The organism is Janthinobacterium goodfellowi (assembly GCF_051380695.1).
Lineage (GTDB): Bacteria > Pseudomonadota > Gammaproteobacteria > Burkholderiales > Burkholderiaceae_D > Janthinobacterium.
In genome coordinates this window covers 566,634-585,986 of record NZ_JBNYXN010000003.1, presented here as the reverse complement: position 1 = coordinate 585,986, position 19,353 = coordinate 566,634, and the positions used below count along the sequence as shown (strand labels likewise).

The window sequence follows — 19,353 nt, the reverse complement described above, 5'->3', positions numbered from 1 at the left end:
TCCCTGTTGCTTGTCTCAGGCTCCACCTCGTTGGATGGCGCTCTGTGTTTTTTATGTGTAAGGCGTTTGTGCAATGATAGTAGCTTGCGTTAGTTTGCCGAGTTGTCTTTTCGGGGACATTTACCCACTTTTCGATGGTGCATCGCACAATGACCAACCCTGATATCAGCCTCAAGGATGCCGTGCGCGCGGCCAACTGGGCGCAGCTGCTCGACCCCGTGCAAATGGCCCGGGTCGAGGCGGATGTGTTCGAGACTTTCGTGCCGAAAGGCGGTTTTGTCTGCCGCAAGGGCGAACCGGTGGACAACTGGATCGGCGTCATCAGTGGCATGGTGAAGATGAATAATTTTTCCGCTTCCGGCAAGGCCATGACCTTCATCGGCGTGCCGCCCGGCAGCTGGTTCGGCGAAGGTTCATTGCTGAAGAACGAGATCCGCAAATACGACACCATGGCCCTGCGCGACACGCGCGTGGCGCGCCTGCCCGGCGCTACCTTCCACTGGCTGCTGGAAACGAGCTTGCCATTCACGCGCTTTCTGCTGATGCAGCTCAACGAGCGCCTGGGCCAGTTCATCGGCATGGTGGAAAACGAGCGCCTGCTGGACCTGAACACGCGCGTGGCGCGCTGCCTGGCGTCGATGTTCAACTCGCATTTGTACCCGGGCGTGGAAACCCTGGTGCAGCTGTCGCAGGAAGAGATCGGCCTGCTGTCGGGCTCCTCGCGCCAGCGCGCCAACCAGGCCTTGCAAGTGCTGGAAAAAAAGGGTTTGTTGCGCCTCGATTACGGCGGCATCCGCGTGCTGGATCTGGAAGGCTTGCGCCGCTACGAGGCCGATGATGGCGAGTGAGTCCGCTCGCGCCGCGACGCTGCGCGCGCGCCTCGATGGCGGCTTTGTCGAGCATGCGCGTTTCACGGGGCCGCCGGTCGATTTCAGCGACTGGACTCCCGAAGAACTGGGCGCCGTCTGGGGTGCGCTGCACCGCGCCGAGGGCTTCGGCCATGACGATCCCGCGCGGCGCGAACTGGCGATGGCGCTATTGGCGCAAGCGAGCAGCGTGAACCTGGCACCGGCGCTGGCAGGCGACATGTTCCTCGACGCGCTGGACGCGGCCCGCGCGCACGACTGGGACTACGCAATCGGCTGCCTGGCTTGCCTGCGCGGCGCGCCACCGGAAGGCAGCGCGCAGCTGGCGCTGCGCATCCTCAATGAACCGAAGCACTGGGGCGAACAGCATTTTGCCGCCTGGCTGCTGGCGCAGCTGGCCGGCGGCGACGCCCCTGCTCAATTCGGGCAGATGATGGACGAGCGCCATGCGCGCTACCCGATGCCCTTGACCCTGCAGGAACTCACCGTGCTGCCAAAGCTGGCGAAAACGTCGCTGCTGGCGCTGGCCGGCTCGCGCTACAGCGGCCACTGGAACCGCGACAGCATCGGCGAGGCCGATCCCGCCGACGTGCTGGCCGACGATGCGGCGTATGTGGATTTTGCGCGCACGATACTGGAGCAGGCGGCGCGCCATATCGCCGCCATCCATGACGGCAGCGTGCCGTATGCGGCCGATGCCGCCTTTGCCACGGCAGACTCGCCGGTGCTGGCGCGCGCCGCGCGGGTGGCGTCCTATCGCGATGATGCATGGTTCAGGCCCGTGATCGCCGTCCTGCTGCCGTTGGCATGCGTGGCGCCCGGCGCGGCCAGGAGTGCGCCGTCGCAGTCGTTGGCGATGGCGCTGGGCCATGCGGTGGAAACCATTCCCACGCCCGAAAGCCTGCAGGCCCTGCGCGCGGCGCTGGCCCAGGTACGCCATGCGGGCGTCCGCAAGAAACTGGAGCGCAATCTGAAACCGGCCGAACGGGCGCTGGCCGAACGGCCCGATATTGCCTGGAGGATCGGCATGCCGGGGCCCATGGGCAAGCGGCGCCAGGCCATGCTGGCGCGCCGCCTGGAAGCGGGCTACGCCAGCGAGGTGTGGTTTAACCCGGACCAATGGCGTGCTCTGCGCGACGATGCCGATATCGATGCGGTGGCGCGCGCGCTGGTCTGGCGCACGCGCGATGGGCTGGCCTTTATGCTCGACGGGAAGGGCGCCATCGATGCGCAGGGGCAGCCGGTGGATTTGCCTGGGCACGGCGAGATCGGCCTGTGGCACCCCTTGCATGGCAACGGGGAAGAGCGCGCCGCCTGGCAAGCGCTGGTCGTGCGGCGGCGCCTGCGCCAGCCGCTGCGCCAGGTTTATCGCGAAATATATGCACCGCCCGGTGACGGCAGCGCCCCATTTGCCGGCTACCAGCTATCGCTGCCCACCTTGCTGGGACTGGCGCGCCGCGAAGGCTGGCGCCTGGACCACGATGAAGGCCTGTCGCGCCAGTTCGGCGCCTGGCGCGTGTCGCTGCGCATCGAGGGACGCGTGTATCCGGGGGCGGGCGGCGCCTGCACGTCAAACGGGCTGGCGCCCGCGCAGATGATGCCGATGGCGCCGGTGGCGTATTCGGAAGCGTGCCGCGCGGTGGACCTGCTGGTCAGCGCCAGCGCCTTGGCGCTGGTGGAGGAAGCGCAAAGCGTGGAGCGCGAACAGCGCCTGTTTTACCTGGCCAACCTGGCACCGGGGCCGATGGCGGGCATGCGGCGCGCCGTGCTGGAACAGGTATTCGCGGACCAGATCGAGGACGGCCGGATGGCGCTGCAAGCGCGCCACCTGATGGTGGGCCGGCATGCGATCCACCTGACCACCGGCAGGGTCACGAAGGAGGGCGCCGAGGCGGTGATCGAGGTGGTAGCGCAGGGGAACAAGCTGGGCGCCGTGCCGTGGCTGCCCTACGACGAGGCGCTGCTGGAAAAAATCGCCGCCGCCGCCGGGGCGCTGCTGGCGCTGCACCGAGTGCAGTCCGGCTGCTAATCGCGGTATCATAGACGCTTCCCAGCACCGCTCCATTTTCGCTCTCATGCAGACACCAGACCAATCCACTCCCGCCTCCCGTTTGTCGCAGCTGCGCGGCGCCATGCGCGCGCAGCACATCGATGCCCTGATCGTGCCGTCGGCCGACCCGCATTTGTCCGAGTACCTGCCGGCCCGCTGGCAGGGCCGCGAGTGGCTGTCGGGCTTTACGGGTTCCGTCGGCACCCTTGTCGTGACGCAGGATTTCGCCGGCGTGTGGACCGATGGCCGCTACTGGGAGCAGGCAGAAACGGAGCTGGCCGGCAGCGGCATCGTCCTGAAGAAAATCCCGTCCGGCGCCAGCGTGCTGTATATCGACTGGCTGGGCGAGACCATGCGGCCGGGGCAGACGGTGGCCGTCGACGGCGCCGTGCTGGGCCTGGCCAATGCGCGCCTGCTGCAGCAGGCGCTGGGCGCACAAGTGACCCTGCGCACGGATACCGATGTGTTGCAAGCCGTCTGGCCGGATCGCCCGGCCATGCCCGCCGCGCCCGTGTACGAGCATGCTGCCGCGTATCCATCGCTGTCGCGCATGGAAAAACTGGCGGCCCTGCGCGCCAATATGGCGGCGCACGGCGCCAGCCACCATGTGATTTCCACCCTCGACGATATCGCCTGGCTGTTCAACCTGCGCGGCGCCGACGTCAACTACAACCCCGTCTTCCTCGCGCATGCGCTGGTGGGTCCCGAGCGCGCCACCGTGTTTGTCGCCGACGGCAAGCTGCCCGCCGCCCTGCGCGCCACGCTGGAGAGCGAAGGCGTGGACGTGGCCGCGTATGACCGCGCTGCCGCCGCGCTGGCCGCCCTGCCGGCCGGCGCCACCTTGCTGCTCGATCCGCGCCGCATCACATTCGGCACGCGCCAGGCCGTGGCCGACGGCGTGCGCGTGGTCGAAGCCATCAACCCGACCACCCTGGCCAAGTCGCGCAAGACGGAGAGCGAAGCGGCGCACGTGCGCGCCGCCATGGAGCAGGACGGCGCCGCCCTGTGCGAATTTTTCAGCTGGCTGGATTGCACCCTGGCCGACCCGCAGCGCGCGCCGTTGACGGAAATCGGCGTCGATGAACACCTGACGGCCGCCCGCGCGCGCCGCGCCGGTTTTGTCAGCCCCAGTTTCGGCACCATCGCCGGCTTCAATGCGCATGGCGCCATCATGCATTACCACGCCCATGCGGATTCGGCTGCCACGATCGAAGGCGACGGCTTGCTGCTGATCGATTCGGGCGGCCAGTACTGGGGCGGCACCACGGATATCACGCGCGTGGTCCCCGTCGGCACGATCACGGCAGAACACCGGCGCGATTTCACCCTGGTCTTGCGCAGCATGATCGCCCTGTCGCGCGCGCAGTTCCCGCGCGGCGTGAAGTCGCCCATGCTGGACGCGATTGCCCGCGCGCCCCTGTGGGCCGAGGGCATCGACTTTGGCCACGGCACGGGCCATGGCGTGGGTTTCTTTCTGAACGTGCACGAAGGGCCGCAATCGATTTCGCAGTCCGCCATGCCGGAGCCGCAGACGGCGATGGAACCGGGCATGATCACCTCCATCGAACCGGGCATCTACCGGCCCGGCCAGTGGGGCATCCGCATCGAGAACCTGGTGCTGAACGTGCCGGCCGATACGACGCAGTTCGGGGAATTCCTGCGCTTCGAGACATTGACCCTGTGCCCGATCGACACGCGCTGCGTGGAGCGCTCGCTGTTGCGCGACGACGAGGCGGCCTGGCTCAACGACTACCACGCCACCGTGCGCGCGCGCCTGGCGCCGCACCTGGCGGCGCCGGCCGATGCGCCTGCGCTGGCGTGGCTGGAACAGCGCACGGGAGCCATCTGATGCGCTCGACCCGCGCCACGTCCGCCATCGAGCGGCTCAAGGAACGCACCGGCAACCGCCTCTACACGATGGCGCGCACGGGCGATGAACTGTTCTTCCTCACGGAAGGCCCCGGCTTGCCGCCCCTGTGCCCGCCGCTGGAACTCGATGCCTTCGTCGCCTTCGTCAATGGCCTGGGACCGCAAAAGGCGCGCCGCGTCAGCAAGCTCGACGTGGCGTTTGAAAAGCAGCTGACGAAAAAGCCCTAGATGCCGACCATCGACTTCCTGCGCGCCTACTGGTCGCCGGCCGAGCTGGCGACGAATGGCGTAATCCTGCTGAACCTGCTGGGCGCGCTGCTGCTGGGCTTGCTGGTGGGGTACGAGCGTTCGTACCACGGGCGCGCGGCGGGCATGCGCACCTACAGCCTCGTGTGCATGGCCTCGGCCGCGCTGACCGTGCTGGGCGGCTATCCCGAGTTCTGGTACGGCGGCCATGGCGCCATCGTCGGCAGCGACCCCACGCGCGTCATCCAGGGCATCGTCACGGGCGTGGGTTTCCTCGGCGCCGGCGTCATCATGCGCGAGGGTTTCAATATCAGCGGTCTGACGACGGCCGCCTCGATCTGGGCCTCGTCCGTGATCGGCATCATGGTCGGCATCGGTTTTTATCTGTCGGCCATGGGCCTGGCCTTTTTGTGCGCGATGGCGATGATTTTTCTGTCAAAATTGGAGAACTGGCTGCCGTCGCGCCATGCGGTGGCCATCACCATGCGCTTCAAGCAAGGATTCATTCCGCGCGAGGATGCGCTGCGGCGCATGGCCGCCAAGCGCGGCTACGACATCGCCGGCGGCTCGCTGACCATCGGCAGCACGGACGGCATGCAGGAATGGCGCTTTGTCGCCATCGCGCATGGCAAGAACACGGGCGCCAGCCTGTCGGCCATGTCGGCCGAACTGGCCGCCTTCGAAGGCATCGCCGGCTTCCAGCTGTCGCATGCCCGCAATTGATACGGATGCCGAGAGGATGGAGATGGATGCACAGGCCCAAGAGGTACTCGATTTCTGGTTCCTGCCGCCGGAACACCGTGGCTATGGCCAGTCGCGCGCGGAATGGTTCCGCAAGGATGACGGCTACGACGCGCAGATACGCGACCGTTTCGGCGCGCTGATCGATGCCGCCATCGACGGCGGCTTGCACGATTGGGATGCGACGCCGCACGGCGCGCTGGCGCGCCTCATCGTGCTCGATCAATTCACGCGCAATGTGTATCGCGGCACGCCGCGCGCCTTTGCCGGCGACGCCCGCGCGCTGGCGCTGGCCGTCGCCATGACGCAGCAGGGGCTCGACCAGCAGCTGCCGCCCATGCTGCGCGCTTTTGCCTACCTGCCGTTCGAACACGCGGAAGACCTGGCCATGCAGGCGCACGCCGTCGAGCTGTTCCAGCGGCTGTCGCAGGCGCAGCCCGGTTTTGACGGCATGCTCGACTACGCCCTGCGCCACCAGGAAGTGATCGCCCGCTTCGGCCGCTTCCCGCACCGCAACGCCATCCTCGGTCGCCCCTCGACTCCGGAAGAAGTGGAGTTCTTGCGCCAGCCGGGATCGGGTTTTTAGACAATCATCATGAACGTGACATTGAATATCATCGGCGCCGGCCATGTGGGCAAGGTGCTGGGCCGGCTGTTCGCCGGCGTGGACGGGATCGCGCTGCAGGACGTGCTGACGCGCTCGATGGCGTCGGCGCAGGCGGCCGTGGACTTCATCGGCGCCGGCACCCCCGTCGACAGCTACGCGGCCTTGCGGCGCGCCGACGTCACCATGCTGGCCGTGTCGGACGACCAGATCGGCCCCGCCTGCGCGGCGCTGGTGGCGGAGGGACGCCAGGCGGGCGCCATCGTGTTTCACTGCAGCGGCGCGCTGGCCTCGAACGTGCTGCTGGCGGCCACGCAGGCCGGCGCTTTTGTCGCCAGTGCGCACCCGATCCGCAGCTTTGCCGACCCGCGGCAGGTGGCCGCCACCTTCGACGGCACGTTTTGCGGCGTCGAAGGCGACCCGCTGGCGCTGGTTTTCCTCACGCCGGCCTTGATCGCCATTGGCGCGCGCCCCGTGCCCATCGACCCGGCCGCCAAGACCCTGTATCACGCCGCCGCCGTCTTCGCCAGCAATTACCTGGTGACGGTGCTCGACGCGGCCTTGCGCGCCTACCAGGCGGCCGGCATTCCCGAACCCGTGGCGCGCGAACTGGCGCAGCCGCTGGTGACGGAAGCGGTGGCGAACGTGTTCCGCCTGGGCGCCGCGCCCGCGCTGTCCGGCCCCATCGCACGCGGTGACGATGCCACGGTGCAACGTCAACTGCAGGCCGTGCAGCAGTGGGATGCGGAAACGGGCGAGTTGTACCGGGCGCTGGTGGCGCCCACGCAGGATCTGGCCCGGCGCAAGTCCGCGCTTTAGGCGGCGTGCAGGCGGTTGCGGCCCTGCTCCTTGGCCTGGTACAAGGCGCTGTCGGCGCGCGAAAAGAAGGCCGATTCGCTTTCCTCCGGCCGGTACTCGGTCACGCCCAGGCTGATCGTCACGGGGACGCGCGGTTCGGGCAGGCCGAAATCGTGCCGCTCGACGGCGTCGCGCAGGTTTTCCGCCACTTCCGCCGCTTTGGCCAGGCTGCAGTCATTCAGCAGCACCAGGTATTCCTCGCCGCCCCAGCGCGTGATGACGTCGCTTTCACGCACGGTGGCGCGCGCCACGTCGGCCACGCCACGGATGACCTTGTCGCCCCACAGGTGGCCGTGCGTGTCGTTGACGCGCTTGAAGAAATCGATGTCGAAGAGGATGGCCGACATCGGCTGCTCGTTACGTTTGGACAATAACATCGCGCGCTGGAACAGCAATTCCAGCGACTGGCGGTTCAATAGCCCGGTCAGGGCATCCGTCGAGGCGATGCGCTCGATGCGGCGCTGGTAGCGGTTCACCGTCAGCAGGGTCAGCACGAGCACCAGCAGGGTGACGCCGAAGCTGATGGCCAGGTTGAAGATGAACACGCGCTGCAGCGACTGGACTTCGTCGCTGACGTTCTGCTCGACCACCAGGTACCAGCCCAGTTCGGGAATGAAGCGCGAGTTGACGAGGATTTGCGCGCGGCCCAGCTGGTACGACAGATGCGTCGGCTCGCTGCGGTGGTTGATGATCTGCTCGGCAATGGCGCTCACGCCGGGCAGGCTGCGGATGTTGCCATGCCCGTTGTGCACGCTCTTGCCCGCCAGTACCAGGGTGCCGGCGGCATCGACAAAATAGATGTTGCGGTGGAAGCGCGCCTGGTAGCGGTCGATGATGTGGCTCATGGTGGCCAGGGTCAGGCCGATGCCGGTGGCGCCGATGAACTGGCCATTGTAGTCAAGCACGCGGTGGTTGATGAAGATGGTCATGCTGTCGCGGTTGGCCATGTCCACGTCGACATTCGTTTCATAGTCGGTCTTGTCCATGGCGCGCACGCGGTAGTACCAGATGTCGCGCGTCGCTTCCGGGCTGACGGATTTCAAGGTGCCTTCCGCGTAATAATATTTGCTGCTCTTGTCCGACACGAGAAAGCTGGTGATGGCGCCGTATTTCTTCTTGACCTCGGCCAGGTAGCGCACGATCTGTTCCGGCTTGTTTTCGCCGGCCAGTATCCAGTCGCGCACGAAGGTGTCGTGCGCCATCAGCGAAGAGATGAAGACGGGGCGCAGCATGTCCTTCTGGATTTCGGAATAGATATTGTCGCCCGTCAGCGGCAAGGTCTGGTCGGCGATGCCGTGTTCGATGGCCTGGCGCGAGGCCAGGTAGCTGGCCAGGCTGGTCGCCATGAAGCCCGCCCCCAGGATCAGGGTCAGGAGGATAAGCAGGCGGTACTTGATCGACAGAAGACGCATGGAGACGAGGCAGTGGCAGGCGGGAAGGCCATCGTGAGGCAAGCTAAAAGTATGCAACAGGGCGGGTATTGGCGCAATGATAACTGGTTTTATTGATAATTTACGCTGGTGAACGCGACAAGATAACCACGACTTACCAAATAAAAGTGCCGATTTGTCGACAAAGATGCAAATTAGCAATAAGATTTGATGAGGGGAATCATTGCGCACCGCCCCTGTCTTGCCGCCCGTTTCAGGCGCGGGACATTACGCGCAGGGAGTGTTGCATGTTATTTTTAAAGAGTACGTCCGTCAGCAAGGCCCCCGGCATCTACGAGGTCGACATCGCCGCCAAACCGCCTGGCAAGACCTTCGGCATTTTCCTCGCCACCGATCCCGACCATCCGCCGCTGGCCTTGCTGGGGCAATTGAAGGCGCTCGGTTTCGAGAACACCTATAGTTCGCCCTACCTGCACAAGGATGCGGGCAAAGTGCTGGACCTGCATTTCCAGAAGGATGGCACGGATATCTTCAAGGGCTGGAAAACCGAGGAGTGCACGCACAACCTGGCGGCCATCACGGCCCTGTTCGAGGAGCACGGCATCACCATCGCGCCACGGGTCATGTCGATGGCCGAAGCCTACGCCTAAACGCCTGTCAAAACCTGCTGCGCGTCGCGCTTTGCGGCCGGCGATGCTCACCGGCTCGGCGCCCCCGTGCTCAAGCACGGCTGCGCTGCTTGGCCACAAATCACTGCCGCTCGCTACGGTTTTGTCTGGCGTTGCAAGTCAGCTCAACCCGTCTCCACGCCGATGTGATACAGCGCCCACGGGCAACTGGCGAACCGTTCGGCCAGGGGCAGTGCCGCCACGGCCGCGATGCGGTCGGCATCATGGATCGCCCATAGGGGCCCCAGGCCGCCCAGTGCCATCGCCTGTCCATCGAGGTGGGTGGCGACGATAAAACGCTGTGCGCGCGCCTGCGCCATGGTCAGCGCCGCCGCATAGCCATCCACGGCGCGCAGCAGCAGCCGCACGGCATCTTCCTCGGGCGCGCCCGCCGCCTTCAAGACATCGACCAGCAGCGGCCCGCGCAGCGCATGCGCCTTGCCGTCGTATTCCAAGGTGGGGTGGATCGTGCGAGCCGGCAAGTTCGTCAGCGCCGCAAAGTCGAATGCCCGCGCCCGCTCAAAACTGATCTTTTGCTTGTGCATCATCTGGTCGCGCACGGCGTCGAACGGACCCCGGTTCGGCTTGTCGATGCTGCCCGTGACGGTCAGCAGGGCCGGACCGCGCAGGCCGGCGGGCGCCGCCCGGGCGATGGCGGGCAGGGCCGCGCCGGCCATGGCGGCGGCGAGAAACTGGCGTTTGTGCATGCACCTCTCCTCTGGATTGAAAATCGCTAATGTTCTTAAGTCTATCTTAAGTTCGCTCAACGGTGCGCATTTTACGGTTATTGTCAGTTTGGAATGTCTGCTTACATCTCGTCACAGTTCTTACGGGATGGAGAAAGACGTAGCTTTTTTTGGCTGTTATTGTGTAGTCATCGCACTTCGCTGAACTGCGAATCCAGGCACCATTCACTAATTGAGAGAGAGAACATGATGAAGAAGAAAATCCTGTTTGCAATGATCGCTTCCGTTACCGCATTCACCGGCATGAGCGCCGCGCACGCCGAAGGCGCCTATGTGGGTGCCGGTGTCACGGGCAACCGCTACAACTTCGATATTCCTGGCGCCACCAGCGCCGACAATCACAGCGGCTACAAGGCCGGCGCCAAGATCTTCGCCGGTTACGATTTCGATAAAACCTGGGCGGTCGAGGGTGGCTACGCCGATTTCGGCAGCAAGGATTACAGCTATGTCACCGGCGCCGGCAACGGTTCCGTGAAAAGCGATTCGCACGGCTACTACCTGGCTGGCAAGGCCACCATGCCCGTGAGCGACAAAGTCGGCGTGTTCGGCAAGCTCGGCGTGGCCAAGGTCAAGAACAGCTTGAGCGGCACGGGCCTGTCGACCGGCATCAGCGGCAACGACAAGACGGGCGTCTACGCTTCCGTCGGTGCCCAGTACGCGATCAACGAGAAAGTCTCGCTGACGGCGGAAGTGGAACACTTCGGCAAGAGCGCCGACCAGGGCCGCAAGGCGACAGGCTTGGCTTTAGGCGCACGCTACAACTTCTAATTTACCGGAAGTTTGCTGAAAAAAAAGGCAGTTACCGCGAGGTAACTGCCTTTTTGCATTGCCGGACCGAAATTACGTGGTCAAAGGCTTGTAGCGGATACGCTTCGGCTTCGCGCCTTCTTCGCCCAGGCGTTTCTTCTTGTCGGCTTCGTATTCCTGATAGTTGCCGTCAAAGAAGGTGACCTGCGAATTGCCTTCGAACGCCAGGATGTGCGTGGCGATACGGTCGAGGAACCAGCGATCATGGGAGATGACCATGACGCTGCCGGCAAATTCCAGCAAGGCGTCTTCCAGCGCGCGCAAGGTTTCCACGTCCAGATCGTTCGACGGTTCATCGAGCAGCAGGACGTTGCCGCCCATCAGCAGGGTTTTCGCCAGGTGCAGACGTCCCCGTTCACCGCCGGACAGGTTGCCCACTTGCTTCTGCTGGTCCGAACCCTTGAAGTTGAAGCGGCCCAGGTAGGCGCGCGACGGCATTTCGAAGCGGCCCACCGTCAGCATGTCGGCGCCGCCGGAGACGTCTTCGAACACGGACTTGTTGTCGGCGAGACTATCGCGGTTCTGGTCGACGATGGACACGCGCGCCGTCTGGCCGATGGCCACTTCGCCGCTGTCCGGCGTTTCCTTGCCGGTGATCATCTTGAACAGGGTCGACTTACCGGCACCGTTGGGGCCGATGATGCCGACGATGGCGCCTGGCGGCACCGTAAAGCTCAGGTTATCGATCAGCAGGCGGTCGCCGAACGCTTTCGACACGTTCTTGAACTCGATGACTTCATTGCCCAGGCGCTCTGCCACGGGAATGAAGATTTCCTGCGTTTCATTGCGCTTCTGGTATTCGTGCTCGGACAGCTCGTTGAAGCGGGCCAGGCGGGCTTTCGACTTGGCCTGGCGCGCTTTCGGATTCTGGCGTGACCATTCCAATTCCTTCTGCAGCGCCTTCTGGCGCGCCGATTCCGTCGCTTCTTCCTGCTTCAGGCGGGCTTGCTTCTGATCCAGCCAGGTCGAGTAGTTACCCTTCCATGGAATGCCGTGGCCGCGGTCCAGCTCCAGAATCCACTCCGCTGCGTTGTCGAGGAAGTAGCGGTCATGGGTGATGGCCACCACGGTGCCGGGGAAGCGCAGCAGGAATTGTTCCAGCCAGTCGACCGATTCCGCATCCAGATGGTTGGTCGGCTCGTCGAGCAGCAGCATGTCCGGTTTCGACAGCAGCAGCTTGCACAGCGCCACGCGGCGCTTTTCACCGCCGGACAGCACGCCGATGGTGGCGTCCCATGGCGGCAGGCGCAGCGCGTCGGCGGCCATTTCCAGCTGCAGATTCAGATTGCCGCCGTCGGAGGTCGAGATGATCGCTTCCAGACGTGCCTGTTCCGTGGCCAGGGCGTCGAAATCGGCGTCTTCCTCGGCATACGCGGCGTACACGGCTTCCAGCTTGGCTTGCGCTTCAAACACTTCGCCAAGGCCCGATTCGACTTCCTGGCGTACGGTTTTTGCCGGGTCCAGCTGCGGTTCCTGCGGCAGGTAGCCGATGTTCAGGCCCGGCATCGGCACGGCTTCGCCCTGGATGTCGGTGTCGATGCCTGCCATGATTTTCAGCAGGGTCGATTTGCCGGAGCCGTTCAGGCCCAGCACGCCGATCTTCGCGCCTGGGAAGAAGGAGAGGGAAATATCTTTCAGAATCTGGCGCTTGGGCGGGACGATTTTGCCCACGCGATTCATGGTGTAGACGTAATTTGCCATTAGAAATCTCGGGTGATATACAAAGACGGACAGGATACGGTAAACGCCCGCTTCCGGCCAGCGCTGCGCGCTGCCGGAACGGAACGATCAGGCGGCCAGGCGCGCGCGGCGGGCCGTCCACAGCCCCTCGGCCGCATACAGGCCCAGCGCCGTCCAGATGACGAGGAAGCCCAGCATGCGCTCGGGCGTGAACGATTCGTGGAAGACCCATACGCCGATCAGGAGCTGGCCCGTGGGGGCGATGTATTGCAATAGCCCCAGCACGGCCAGCGGCAGGCGGCGCGCGCCGGCGGCGAACAGCAGCAGGGGGATGGCCGTGATGGGGCCGGACGCCAGCAGCAGCGCGCGCGTGGCGGTGGAATCCGTATTGACGAAGCCGCTCTGGCCATGCCAGGCCAGCCACAGCATGTAGGCCAGCGCCAGGGGAAACAATATCAAGGTTTCGAACGACAAGCCTTCCAGCGCGCCCAGCGCGGCCGTCTTGCGCAGCAAGCCATAGCCGCCGAAGGTGGCCGCCAGCAGCAGGGCGATCCACGGTACCTGCCCCGCCTGCCAGGTGAGCCAGGCCACGCCGCAGGCGGCCAGGCCGATGGCCAGCCACTGCAGGCGGCGCAGGCGCTCGTGCAGCAGCAAAAAGCCCAGCATGACATTGATCAGGGGCGTAATAAAGTAGCCGAGGCTGGCGTCGACCACGTGGCCGTTGTTGACGGCCCAGATATAGATGAACCAGTTGGCGGACAGCAAAAACGCGCTGGCGACGAAGCTGGCCACCACTTTCGGCTGGCCTTTCAGGGCACCCAGCCAGCTCCATTGGCGCCGAACTGTCAGCACGATGCCCAGAAACAACAGCGACCAGACCATGCGGTGCGCCAGGATTTCCTGCGGCGCGATCTCGCCGATGGCATGGAAATACAGGGGGAACAGGCCCCAGCACAGGAAGGCGAGGGAGGCGTAGAGCATGCCTGGATTCATGATGGGCTTCGCTGGAGAGTAGACAGTCTGTCATTATGTCCGAAAACATCGGGGGCTGCCCGGCGCCGCTGCCGAAGCGTAGAATGGCAACAAATCAATGGCCGCAAGCCCGCGCAGCAAGGCGGAGCGGCACAAAACCACGACTTTGGGGCAGCCCGTAACCATGCAAAAATACTCTTGCTATTTGCTAATACCTATCATATTGTGCGATGCAACAAAACAAAAACGGGTGCAATCTTGACGTCGGAACACAAAAAAAGCAGCCTGGTCGGCTTGACACTGGCTGCCGTCGGCATCGTGTACGGCGATATCGGCACCAGTCCGCTGTACACCCTGAAGACCGTCTTCGACCCTGCCCACGGCCTGGCGGTCACGCATAACAACCTGCTGGGCATTGTCTCGCTGATCTTCTGGGGCCTGACCCTGATTGTCTCGCTCAAGTACGTGACCCTGGTGCTGCGTGCCGACAACCGCGGCGAGGGCGGCATCATGGCCCTGATGGCGCTGGTGCTGTCGTCCGTCAGCAAGTCGTCGCGCTGGCATGTGCCGCTGATGGTGATCGGCGTCTTCGGCGCCACCCTGTTCTATGGCGACAGCGTGATCACGCCGGCCATTTCCGTGCTGTCGGCCATCGAAGGCCTGGAAGTGGCCACGCCCGCCTTCAGCCCGTACGTGGTGTGGCTGACGATCGCCGTGCTGGTGGCGCTGTATTCGGTGCAGTCGCACGGTACGGCCGGCATTGGCCGCTTCTTCGCTCCCATCATGCTGATATGGTTTGTCGCGCTCGCCTGCATGGGCGTGGTCAACATCATCAAATCGCCAGCCATCCTGTCCGCCGTCAATCCTCTGCACGCGGTGGCTTTCCTGCTGGACAATGGTCGCATCGCCTTCCTGTCGCTGGGCGCCGTGGTGCTGGCACTGACGGGCGCCGAGGCGCTGTATGCTGACATGGGCCACTTCGGCAAGAAGCCGATCCGCATGGCCTGGTTCCTGATCGCCTTTCCCGCGCTGGCGCTGAATTACCTGGGCCAGGGCGGCCTGCTGCTGGCCCATCCGGAAGCCATTTCGAATCCGTTCTACCAGCAACTGGGCGCCTGGAGCGTGTATCCGCTGGTGATTTTGTCGACCATGGCCACCGTGATCGCTTCGCAGGCCACCATTTCCGGCACCTTCTCGATGACCAAGCAAGCCATCGCGCTGGGCTTTTTGCCGCGCATGCGCGTGCGCCACACGTCGGAAAGCGAAATCGGGCAGATTTACATTCCCGCCGTGAACTGGCTGCAGCTGGCTGTGGTGCTGATGGCCGTCGTCGGCTTCGGTTCGTCTGAAAAGCTGGCTGCCGCCTACGGCATCGCCGTCACGGCCACCATGCTGGCCACCACGATCCTGACCTTCTTCGTCATCCGCTACCGCTGGAAGATGAATTTGCTGCTGTGCTGGGCTGCCACGGGCTTCTTCCTGATCATCGATGTGAACTTGTTCGCGGCCAGTTCCCTGAAACTGTTCCACGGCGGCTGGTTCCCGCTGCTGCTGGGCGCCATCCTGTTCATCATCATGCTGACCTGGAAACGGGGCCGCCAACTGGTGTTCCAGAACCTGGAAAAGCATGCGATTCCGCTCGACGATTTCCTCTCGTCGCTGTTCATCGCGCCGCCGCTGCGCGTGCCCGGCACGGCCATCTTCCTGCGCGGCGAAACGGATGGCGTGCCGCATGCGCTGCTGCATAACTTGCTGCACAACAAGGTGTTGCATGAGCGCGTCATTTTCCTCACCGTCTTCATGCATGAAGAGCCGTGGGTGGCGCCGTCCGAGCGCGTGCGCGTGGTGGACCTGGGCCACCAGTGCTACCAGGTCAACGTGCATTACGGCTTCAAGGATGAACCGGACATTCCGGCGGCGCTGGCGCAATGCGCCGAGCAGGGACTCGATGTCGAGATGATGGAAACGTCGTTCTTCATCGCGCGCCAGACCATCATTTCGACGCCGGGCGCCGGCATGATGCCGTGGCGCGAGCACCTGTTCGTCACCATGTCGCGCAATGCGCGCACGGCGGCCGACTACTATCAGATCCCGAGCAACCGGGTGATCGAACTGGGCACGCAGGTGGAAATCTAGATGATGTGATAATTGTGGCTATTATGCCAACGTTGTATCGGCACACAATTTAGCGCCGTGCTTACGTCTGCTTACAAATGGGCTACGTCAGTCCTGTTAAACTGCAGCCCGTACCGGTCCGCACCGTACGGGCCTCAGCCACACACCAATATTTAAAGGGAAACCATGAAATCGGTATTTCAATTGATCGCCACCCTCGCTTGCGCCGTGGCCCTGACCGCCTGCGGTGCCGCTGCCAACACCGAGAAGCCGGTCGTGCTCGACCCGAATACGCAAGTGAAAGAACTGACCATTACCGATACGGTGACCGGCACCGGCACGGCGGCGGCAGCTGGCGATACCCTGCTGGTGACCTACACGGGCTGGCTGTATGACGCAAGCAAGCCGGGCAACAAGGGCGTGCAGTTCGATGCGAGCCCGGCAGGCAGCGGTTTTACCTTCCCGCTGGGTATCGGCCGGGTCATCCTGGGCTGGGACCGCGGCCTGGTCGGCATGCAGGTTGGCGGCACGCGCACCCTGGCCATTCCATACGACCTGGGCTATGGCAAGGCCGGCAGCGCGCCGAAGATTCCTGGCTACGCCGGCTTGCTGTTCGAGATCAAGCTGGTCAGCGTGACGAAAAAGTAAGCACGCGCAGGGCACATGAAAAGGGCGATTCCACGGAATCGCCCTTTTTGCTTTGCTGGCCGGTTTAAGCGGGCGCCAGCTCCTGGAAGTAATACGTGGCGCCGCCCAGGTCGGACGGCGCGTCATATTGCAGCACTTGCGTGCGGCGCAGCGCCACCGGGGCGCTGAAGGCGGGGCCGTCGTAGACGAAGGTGTGGAATTCGCCGTTTTCGCCGCAGGCATCGACGCCGGGCGGCAGGTCGGCCAAAAAGGCGGCGTCGAATTCGCGCCCGCAAAATGCGCGCGGCAAGTGCTGGCCATTGATGCACACGACGATGGCCTTGAAGCCTGCGGCGAGAAATTCGTCGACCAGCGCGCGCCGCCCTTCGCCCCACAGGGGCAGGTGCGCCGTCAGGCCGGCCGCGGCGCAGACTTTTTCTTCCCAGTCGCGGTGCGGCTGCAAATCGATGTCGCCAAACAGGGCGTGGGCTATGCCTTCGGCCTTGGCCGCGCGCAGCATGGCGATGAACTGTGCTTCGTAGCTGGCCCAGCTGGCGTGATAGCGCTGCAGGCGCGCGCCCAGGCTGGCCGCCTGCGCCGCGAGCAATTCCGGCGGCACGCCGTGCGAGCGCGACTTGCGGCCATCTTCATCCATGGCCGTGATCAACAGCGGCACGTCCATGCCGGCGTTGCGCGCGCGCCACAGAGCCAGGCAGGAATCCTTGCCGCCGCTCCAGGAAATGAGCGCCGTCGTCATGCCGGTTTCTCCGCGCGCAGCATGTCGACGTGTTGTATGCCGTCTTCGTCGTACGGCGCGCTGACGGTGACAAAGCCGAACGACTGATAGAAGCGCTCCAGGTAGTGCTGCGCGCCGATGCGGATGGCGTGGCCAGGATGCTGGCGCTCGGCGCGCGCGATGCCTTCTGCCAGCAGCTGCTTGCCGGCGCCCGTGGTGCGCGCCTCGGGCGCCGTCAGCACGCGGCCCAACGACATTTCCACATACTTGGCGCCCGGCGCCAGCACGCGCAGGTAGGCGGCCAGCCGGCGCTGGCCATCGGCCGTTTGCCAGCCCAGCAAGTGCATCGCTTGCTGGTCATGACCATCGAGGTCCGGATAAATGCACTGCTGTTCGATGACGAACACGCGCTGGCGCAAGGCCAGCACCTGGTACAAATCGTGGGGGCCGAGTTCGTCGAACGTGTTCCATTGCCAGCTGATCATGGGTCATCCTTGATTGAGAGTGGCCGTGATTTTACCGGCTTCACGCCGCCGGCGTGGGATAGCGCTGCGCATACCACTGCTTCAGGTGCTCGATGCAGCGCGTCACGCGGGGCGCCACCAGCTGGCGCGACGGGTAGATGGCGAACAGCGCCAGGCTGGGGCGCTCGACCTCGGGGAACAGCTCGACCAGGGCGCCGCTGGCCAGTTCCTCGCGGCAGACAAAGGTGGGCAGGATGCCGATGCCCAGGCCGCGCAGGATCAGGCTGCGCATGAACAGCGTGTTGTTCGTGCGCACCCAGTTCGGCACTTCGATGTCGCTGTGCGGCCCCGCATGGCGCAGCGGCCAGCGGCTGCCGAACAGGGCGTGGCTGTAGATGAAGCAGCGCTGGCGCGTCAGGTCCGTGGGTTCGGCCAACGGGCCATGGCGCTCCAGGTAGGCGGGCGCGCAGCAGATGTGCAGGCGGTAGTCGTGGATGTGGCGCGCCACATAGCTCGAATCGGTGAGAGCGGTGGTGACGCGAAAGCCCAGGTCGTAATTGGCCGCCGCCAGGTCCACATATTCATCCTTCAAGTCGACATCGAGGCGCAGCGCGGGCCAGTCGGCCATGAAATCGGCCAGGCCTTCGGCCAGCTCGCCCACGCCCAATGTCAGCGGCGCATTGATGCGCAGGCGGCCCGTCACGTGCGCTGTGGAATGGGCCACCATGTCCTCGGCCTGCGCCAGCTCGTCGAGCAGCTTGCGGCAGTGCTCGAGGTAGGCGGCGCCCGTTTCCGTCAAGGCCAGCTGGCGCGTGGTGCGCGTCATCAAGCGCCCGCCCAGTTCCTGCTCCAGCTGGCCGATGCGCCGGCTTACGTACGAGGCCGACAAGTCCAGTTCGTCGGCCGCGCGGCGAAAGCTGCCCAGCTCGGCCACGCGGCGAAACAGCTGCATTGCCTGCAATTTATCCATCTCGGCTCCATTCAGTCGTATTGCGCATCAGTGCTGTGCATTATTCATCATTTTTCCGTATTTTGATTCGGAATATGCTGATGTCCTCTCTACAGAAAGGCCACACCATGAAAAAATTACTGATCAGCAGTCTGTTGCTCGCCGCCTTTTCCACCGCCCAGGCGGCCGAGGTCCTCGTCGTGTTGTCGGATGCGAATCACCTCGACTTGCGCGACGGCAAGGTCTTCCCGACGGGCTTTTATCTCAATGAACTGATGCAGCCGGTGAAAAAGCTGCTCGACGCGGGCCACACGGTGACGTTTGCCACGCCGCTGGGCCAGGCGCCCACCCTGGACGCGAGTTCCGATACGGACGCCTATTTTGGCGGCGACGCGGCCGCCCATGCGGCGCACAAGGCCTTGCTCGAGCAGTTGGCGCTGACGGTGCCGGGCCGCTCGCCCGTGATCAGCCTGAAACGGGTGGAGCAGATCGGCTATGGCCACTATGCGGCCGTGCTGGTGCCGGGCGGCCATGCACCCATGCAGGACTTATTGAAGGACGCCAGCCTGGGCGCCTTGCTGCGCCAGTTCCACGCGGACGGCAAGCCGACGGCGCTGCTGTGCCATGGCCCCATCGCCCTGCTGTCGGCCCTGCCGCAGGCGGCCCAGTTTACGGCCGCGCTGGAAGCGGGCCGGACACCGCCCACGCCGGCCGACTGGATCTACAACGGCTACCGCATGACGGTGATCAGCAACCAGGAAGAGGCGGCGGCGCAGGGCGCGTTGAAGGGCGGGACGATGAAGTTCTATCCGCAGTCGGGCTTGCAGGCGGCCGGCGCGCAGTATGTGCAGAACCAGGCGCCGTGGACCAGCAATGTGGTGGTCGACCGCGAATTGATCACGGGACAGAATCCCGCCTCGGCACCGGCCCTGGCAGACAAGCTGCTGCAGGCGCTGCGCTAAAG

Annotated in this window: 19 protein-coding genes; 12 read left to right on the top strand and 7 right to left on the bottom strand. The window is 64.5% G+C overall.

Features of this window, described 5'->3' with window-relative positions:
- The first annotated feature begins 149 nt into the window (after positions 1-149).
- Genes ACQ4WQ_RS15055 through ACQ4WQ_RS15025 form a run of 7 tightly spaced genes read left to right on the top strand, consistent with a single transcriptional unit; the run spans position 150 to position 7,195 of the window.
- Positions 150-848 (top strand): Crp/Fnr family transcriptional regulator, encoded by a 699-nt coding sequence (locus tag ACQ4WQ_RS15055; RefSeq protein ID WP_070218973.1) that lies wholly within the window; start codon positions 150-152, stop codon positions 846-848.
- The gene (locus ACQ4WQ_RS15050; protein ID WP_436498091.1) at positions 835-2,895 is read left to right on the top strand and encodes a DUF4132 domain-containing protein; all 2,061 of its coding nucleotides are present in this window, start codon (positions 835-837) and stop codon (positions 2,893-2,895) included. The genes ACQ4WQ_RS15055 and ACQ4WQ_RS15050 overlap by 14 nt, the downstream gene beginning before the upstream one ends.
- A gap of 46 nt (positions 2,896-2,941) precedes the next feature.
- A complete protein-coding gene (locus ACQ4WQ_RS15045; RefSeq protein ID WP_326456999.1) occupies positions 2,942-4,765 on the top strand; it encodes an aminopeptidase P family protein in 1,824 nt (607 codons plus the stop codon).
- Positions 4,765-5,013, top strand: coding sequence for a hypothetical protein (locus ACQ4WQ_RS15040; protein WP_034752831.1), 249 nt, complete (start codon positions 4,765-4,767; stop codon positions 5,011-5,013). The genes ACQ4WQ_RS15045 and ACQ4WQ_RS15040 overlap by 1 nt, the downstream gene beginning before the upstream one ends.
- Positions 5,014-5,754 carry an MgtC/SapB family protein gene (locus tag ACQ4WQ_RS15035; protein ID WP_086137278.1) on the top strand — a complete coding sequence of 247 codons (741 nt, stop codon included), beginning with the start codon at positions 5,014-5,016 and terminating at the stop codon, positions 5,752-5,754.
- A gap of 16 nt (positions 5,755-5,770) precedes the next feature.
- On the top strand, positions 5,771-6,358 hold the full coding sequence (locus ACQ4WQ_RS15030; RefSeq protein WP_326457023.1) for a DUF924 family protein: 588 nt from the start codon (positions 5,771-5,773) through the stop codon (positions 6,356-6,358).
- 9 nt (positions 6,359-6,367) lie between these two features.
- The gene (locus ACQ4WQ_RS15025) at positions 6,368-7,195 is read left to right on the top strand and encodes a Rossmann-like and DUF2520 domain-containing protein (RefSeq protein ID WP_436498088.1); all 828 of its coding nucleotides are present in this window, start codon (positions 6,368-6,370) and stop codon (positions 7,193-7,195) included.
- On the opposite strand, the gene ACQ4WQ_RS15020 is transcribed toward ACQ4WQ_RS15025, so the two are convergent.
- Positions 7,192-8,646 (bottom strand): sensor domain-containing diguanylate cyclase, encoded by a 1,455-nt coding sequence (locus ACQ4WQ_RS15020; RefSeq protein ID WP_436498086.1) that lies wholly within the window; start codon positions 8,644-8,646, stop codon positions 7,192-7,194. The two genes, ACQ4WQ_RS15025 and ACQ4WQ_RS15020, sit on opposite strands and share 4 nt — an antisense overlap.
- A 266-nt stretch (positions 8,647-8,912) precedes the next feature.
- On the opposite strand from ACQ4WQ_RS15020, the gene ACQ4WQ_RS15015 reads away from it, so the two are divergent.
- Entirely contained in the window at positions 8,913-9,275 is a 363-nt protein-coding gene (locus tag ACQ4WQ_RS15015; protein WP_151092049.1) for a hypothetical protein, read from the top strand.
- 143 nt (positions 9,276-9,418) lie between these two features.
- Here ACQ4WQ_RS15015 and ACQ4WQ_RS15010 read toward each other — a convergent pair whose 3' ends face one another.
- Positions 9,419-10,000, bottom strand: coding sequence for a molybdopterin-dependent oxidoreductase (locus ACQ4WQ_RS15010; protein WP_436498084.1), 582 nt, complete (start codon positions 9,998-10,000; stop codon positions 9,419-9,421).
- A gap of 225 nt (positions 10,001-10,225) precedes the next feature.
- Between ACQ4WQ_RS15010 and ACQ4WQ_RS15005 the strand changes: the two genes are divergently transcribed.
- Entirely contained in the window at positions 10,226-10,807 is a 582-nt protein-coding gene (locus ACQ4WQ_RS15005) for a porin family protein (protein WP_326457003.1), read from the top strand.
- A gap of 72 nt (positions 10,808-10,879) precedes the next feature.
- Here the strand turns inward: ACQ4WQ_RS15005 and ettA are convergent, their stop codons facing one another.
- The gene (gene ettA, locus ACQ4WQ_RS15000) at positions 10,880-12,547 is read right to left on the bottom strand and encodes an energy-dependent translational throttle protein EttA (protein ID WP_034752850.1); all 1,668 of its coding nucleotides are present in this window, start codon (positions 12,545-12,547) and stop codon (positions 10,880-10,882) included.
- Between the two features lie 87 nt (positions 12,548-12,634).
- Positions 12,635-13,519, bottom strand: a complete 885-nt coding sequence (gene rarD, locus ACQ4WQ_RS14995; protein ID WP_326457004.1) for an EamA family transporter RarD — start codon at positions 13,517-13,519, stop codon at positions 12,635-12,637.
- A gap of 237 nt (positions 13,520-13,756) precedes the next feature.
- Here rarD and ACQ4WQ_RS14990 point away from each other — a divergent pair, with 237 nt between their 5' ends.
- Together ACQ4WQ_RS14990 and ACQ4WQ_RS14985 are read left to right on the top strand one after the other, a co-directional pair.
- A complete protein-coding gene (locus ACQ4WQ_RS14990) occupies positions 13,757-15,634 on the top strand; it encodes a potassium transporter Kup (protein WP_436498081.1) in 1,878 nt (625 codons plus the stop codon).
- A gap of 165 nt (positions 15,635-15,799) precedes the next feature.
- Positions 15,800-16,261 carry an FKBP-type peptidyl-prolyl cis-trans isomerase gene (locus ACQ4WQ_RS14985; RefSeq protein WP_326457006.1) on the top strand — a complete coding sequence of 154 codons (462 nt, stop codon included), beginning with the start codon at positions 15,800-15,802 and terminating at the stop codon, positions 16,259-16,261.
- A gap of 64 nt (positions 16,262-16,325) precedes the next feature.
- Here the strand turns inward: ACQ4WQ_RS14985 and ACQ4WQ_RS14980 are convergent, their stop codons facing one another.
- The 3 genes from ACQ4WQ_RS14980 to ACQ4WQ_RS14970 are packed head-to-tail and all read right to left on the bottom strand — an operon-like array spanning position 16,326 to position 18,410.
- Entirely contained in the window at positions 16,326-16,997 is a 672-nt protein-coding gene (locus ACQ4WQ_RS14980; RefSeq protein ID WP_436498078.1) for a Dph6-related ATP pyrophosphatase, read from the bottom strand.
- Positions 16,994-17,461 (bottom strand): GNAT family N-acetyltransferase, encoded by a 468-nt coding sequence (locus ACQ4WQ_RS14975; RefSeq protein WP_326457008.1) that lies wholly within the window; start codon positions 17,459-17,461, stop codon positions 16,994-16,996. Before ACQ4WQ_RS14975 ends, ACQ4WQ_RS14980 begins: the two co-directional genes overlap by 4 nt.
- Before the next feature lie 40 nt (positions 17,462-17,501).
- On the bottom strand, positions 17,502-18,410 hold the full coding sequence (locus tag ACQ4WQ_RS14970) for a LysR family transcriptional regulator (protein ID WP_326457009.1): 909 nt from the start codon (positions 18,408-18,410) through the stop codon (positions 17,502-17,504).
- A gap of 107 nt (positions 18,411-18,517) precedes the next feature.
- Here ACQ4WQ_RS14970 and ACQ4WQ_RS14965 point away from each other — a divergent pair, with 107 nt between their 5' ends.
- On the top strand, positions 18,518-19,351 hold the full coding sequence (locus tag ACQ4WQ_RS14965; RefSeq protein WP_436498076.1) for a type 1 glutamine amidotransferase domain-containing protein: 834 nt from the start codon (positions 18,518-18,520) through the stop codon (positions 19,349-19,351).
- Positions 19,352-19,353: the final 2 nt, after the last annotated feature.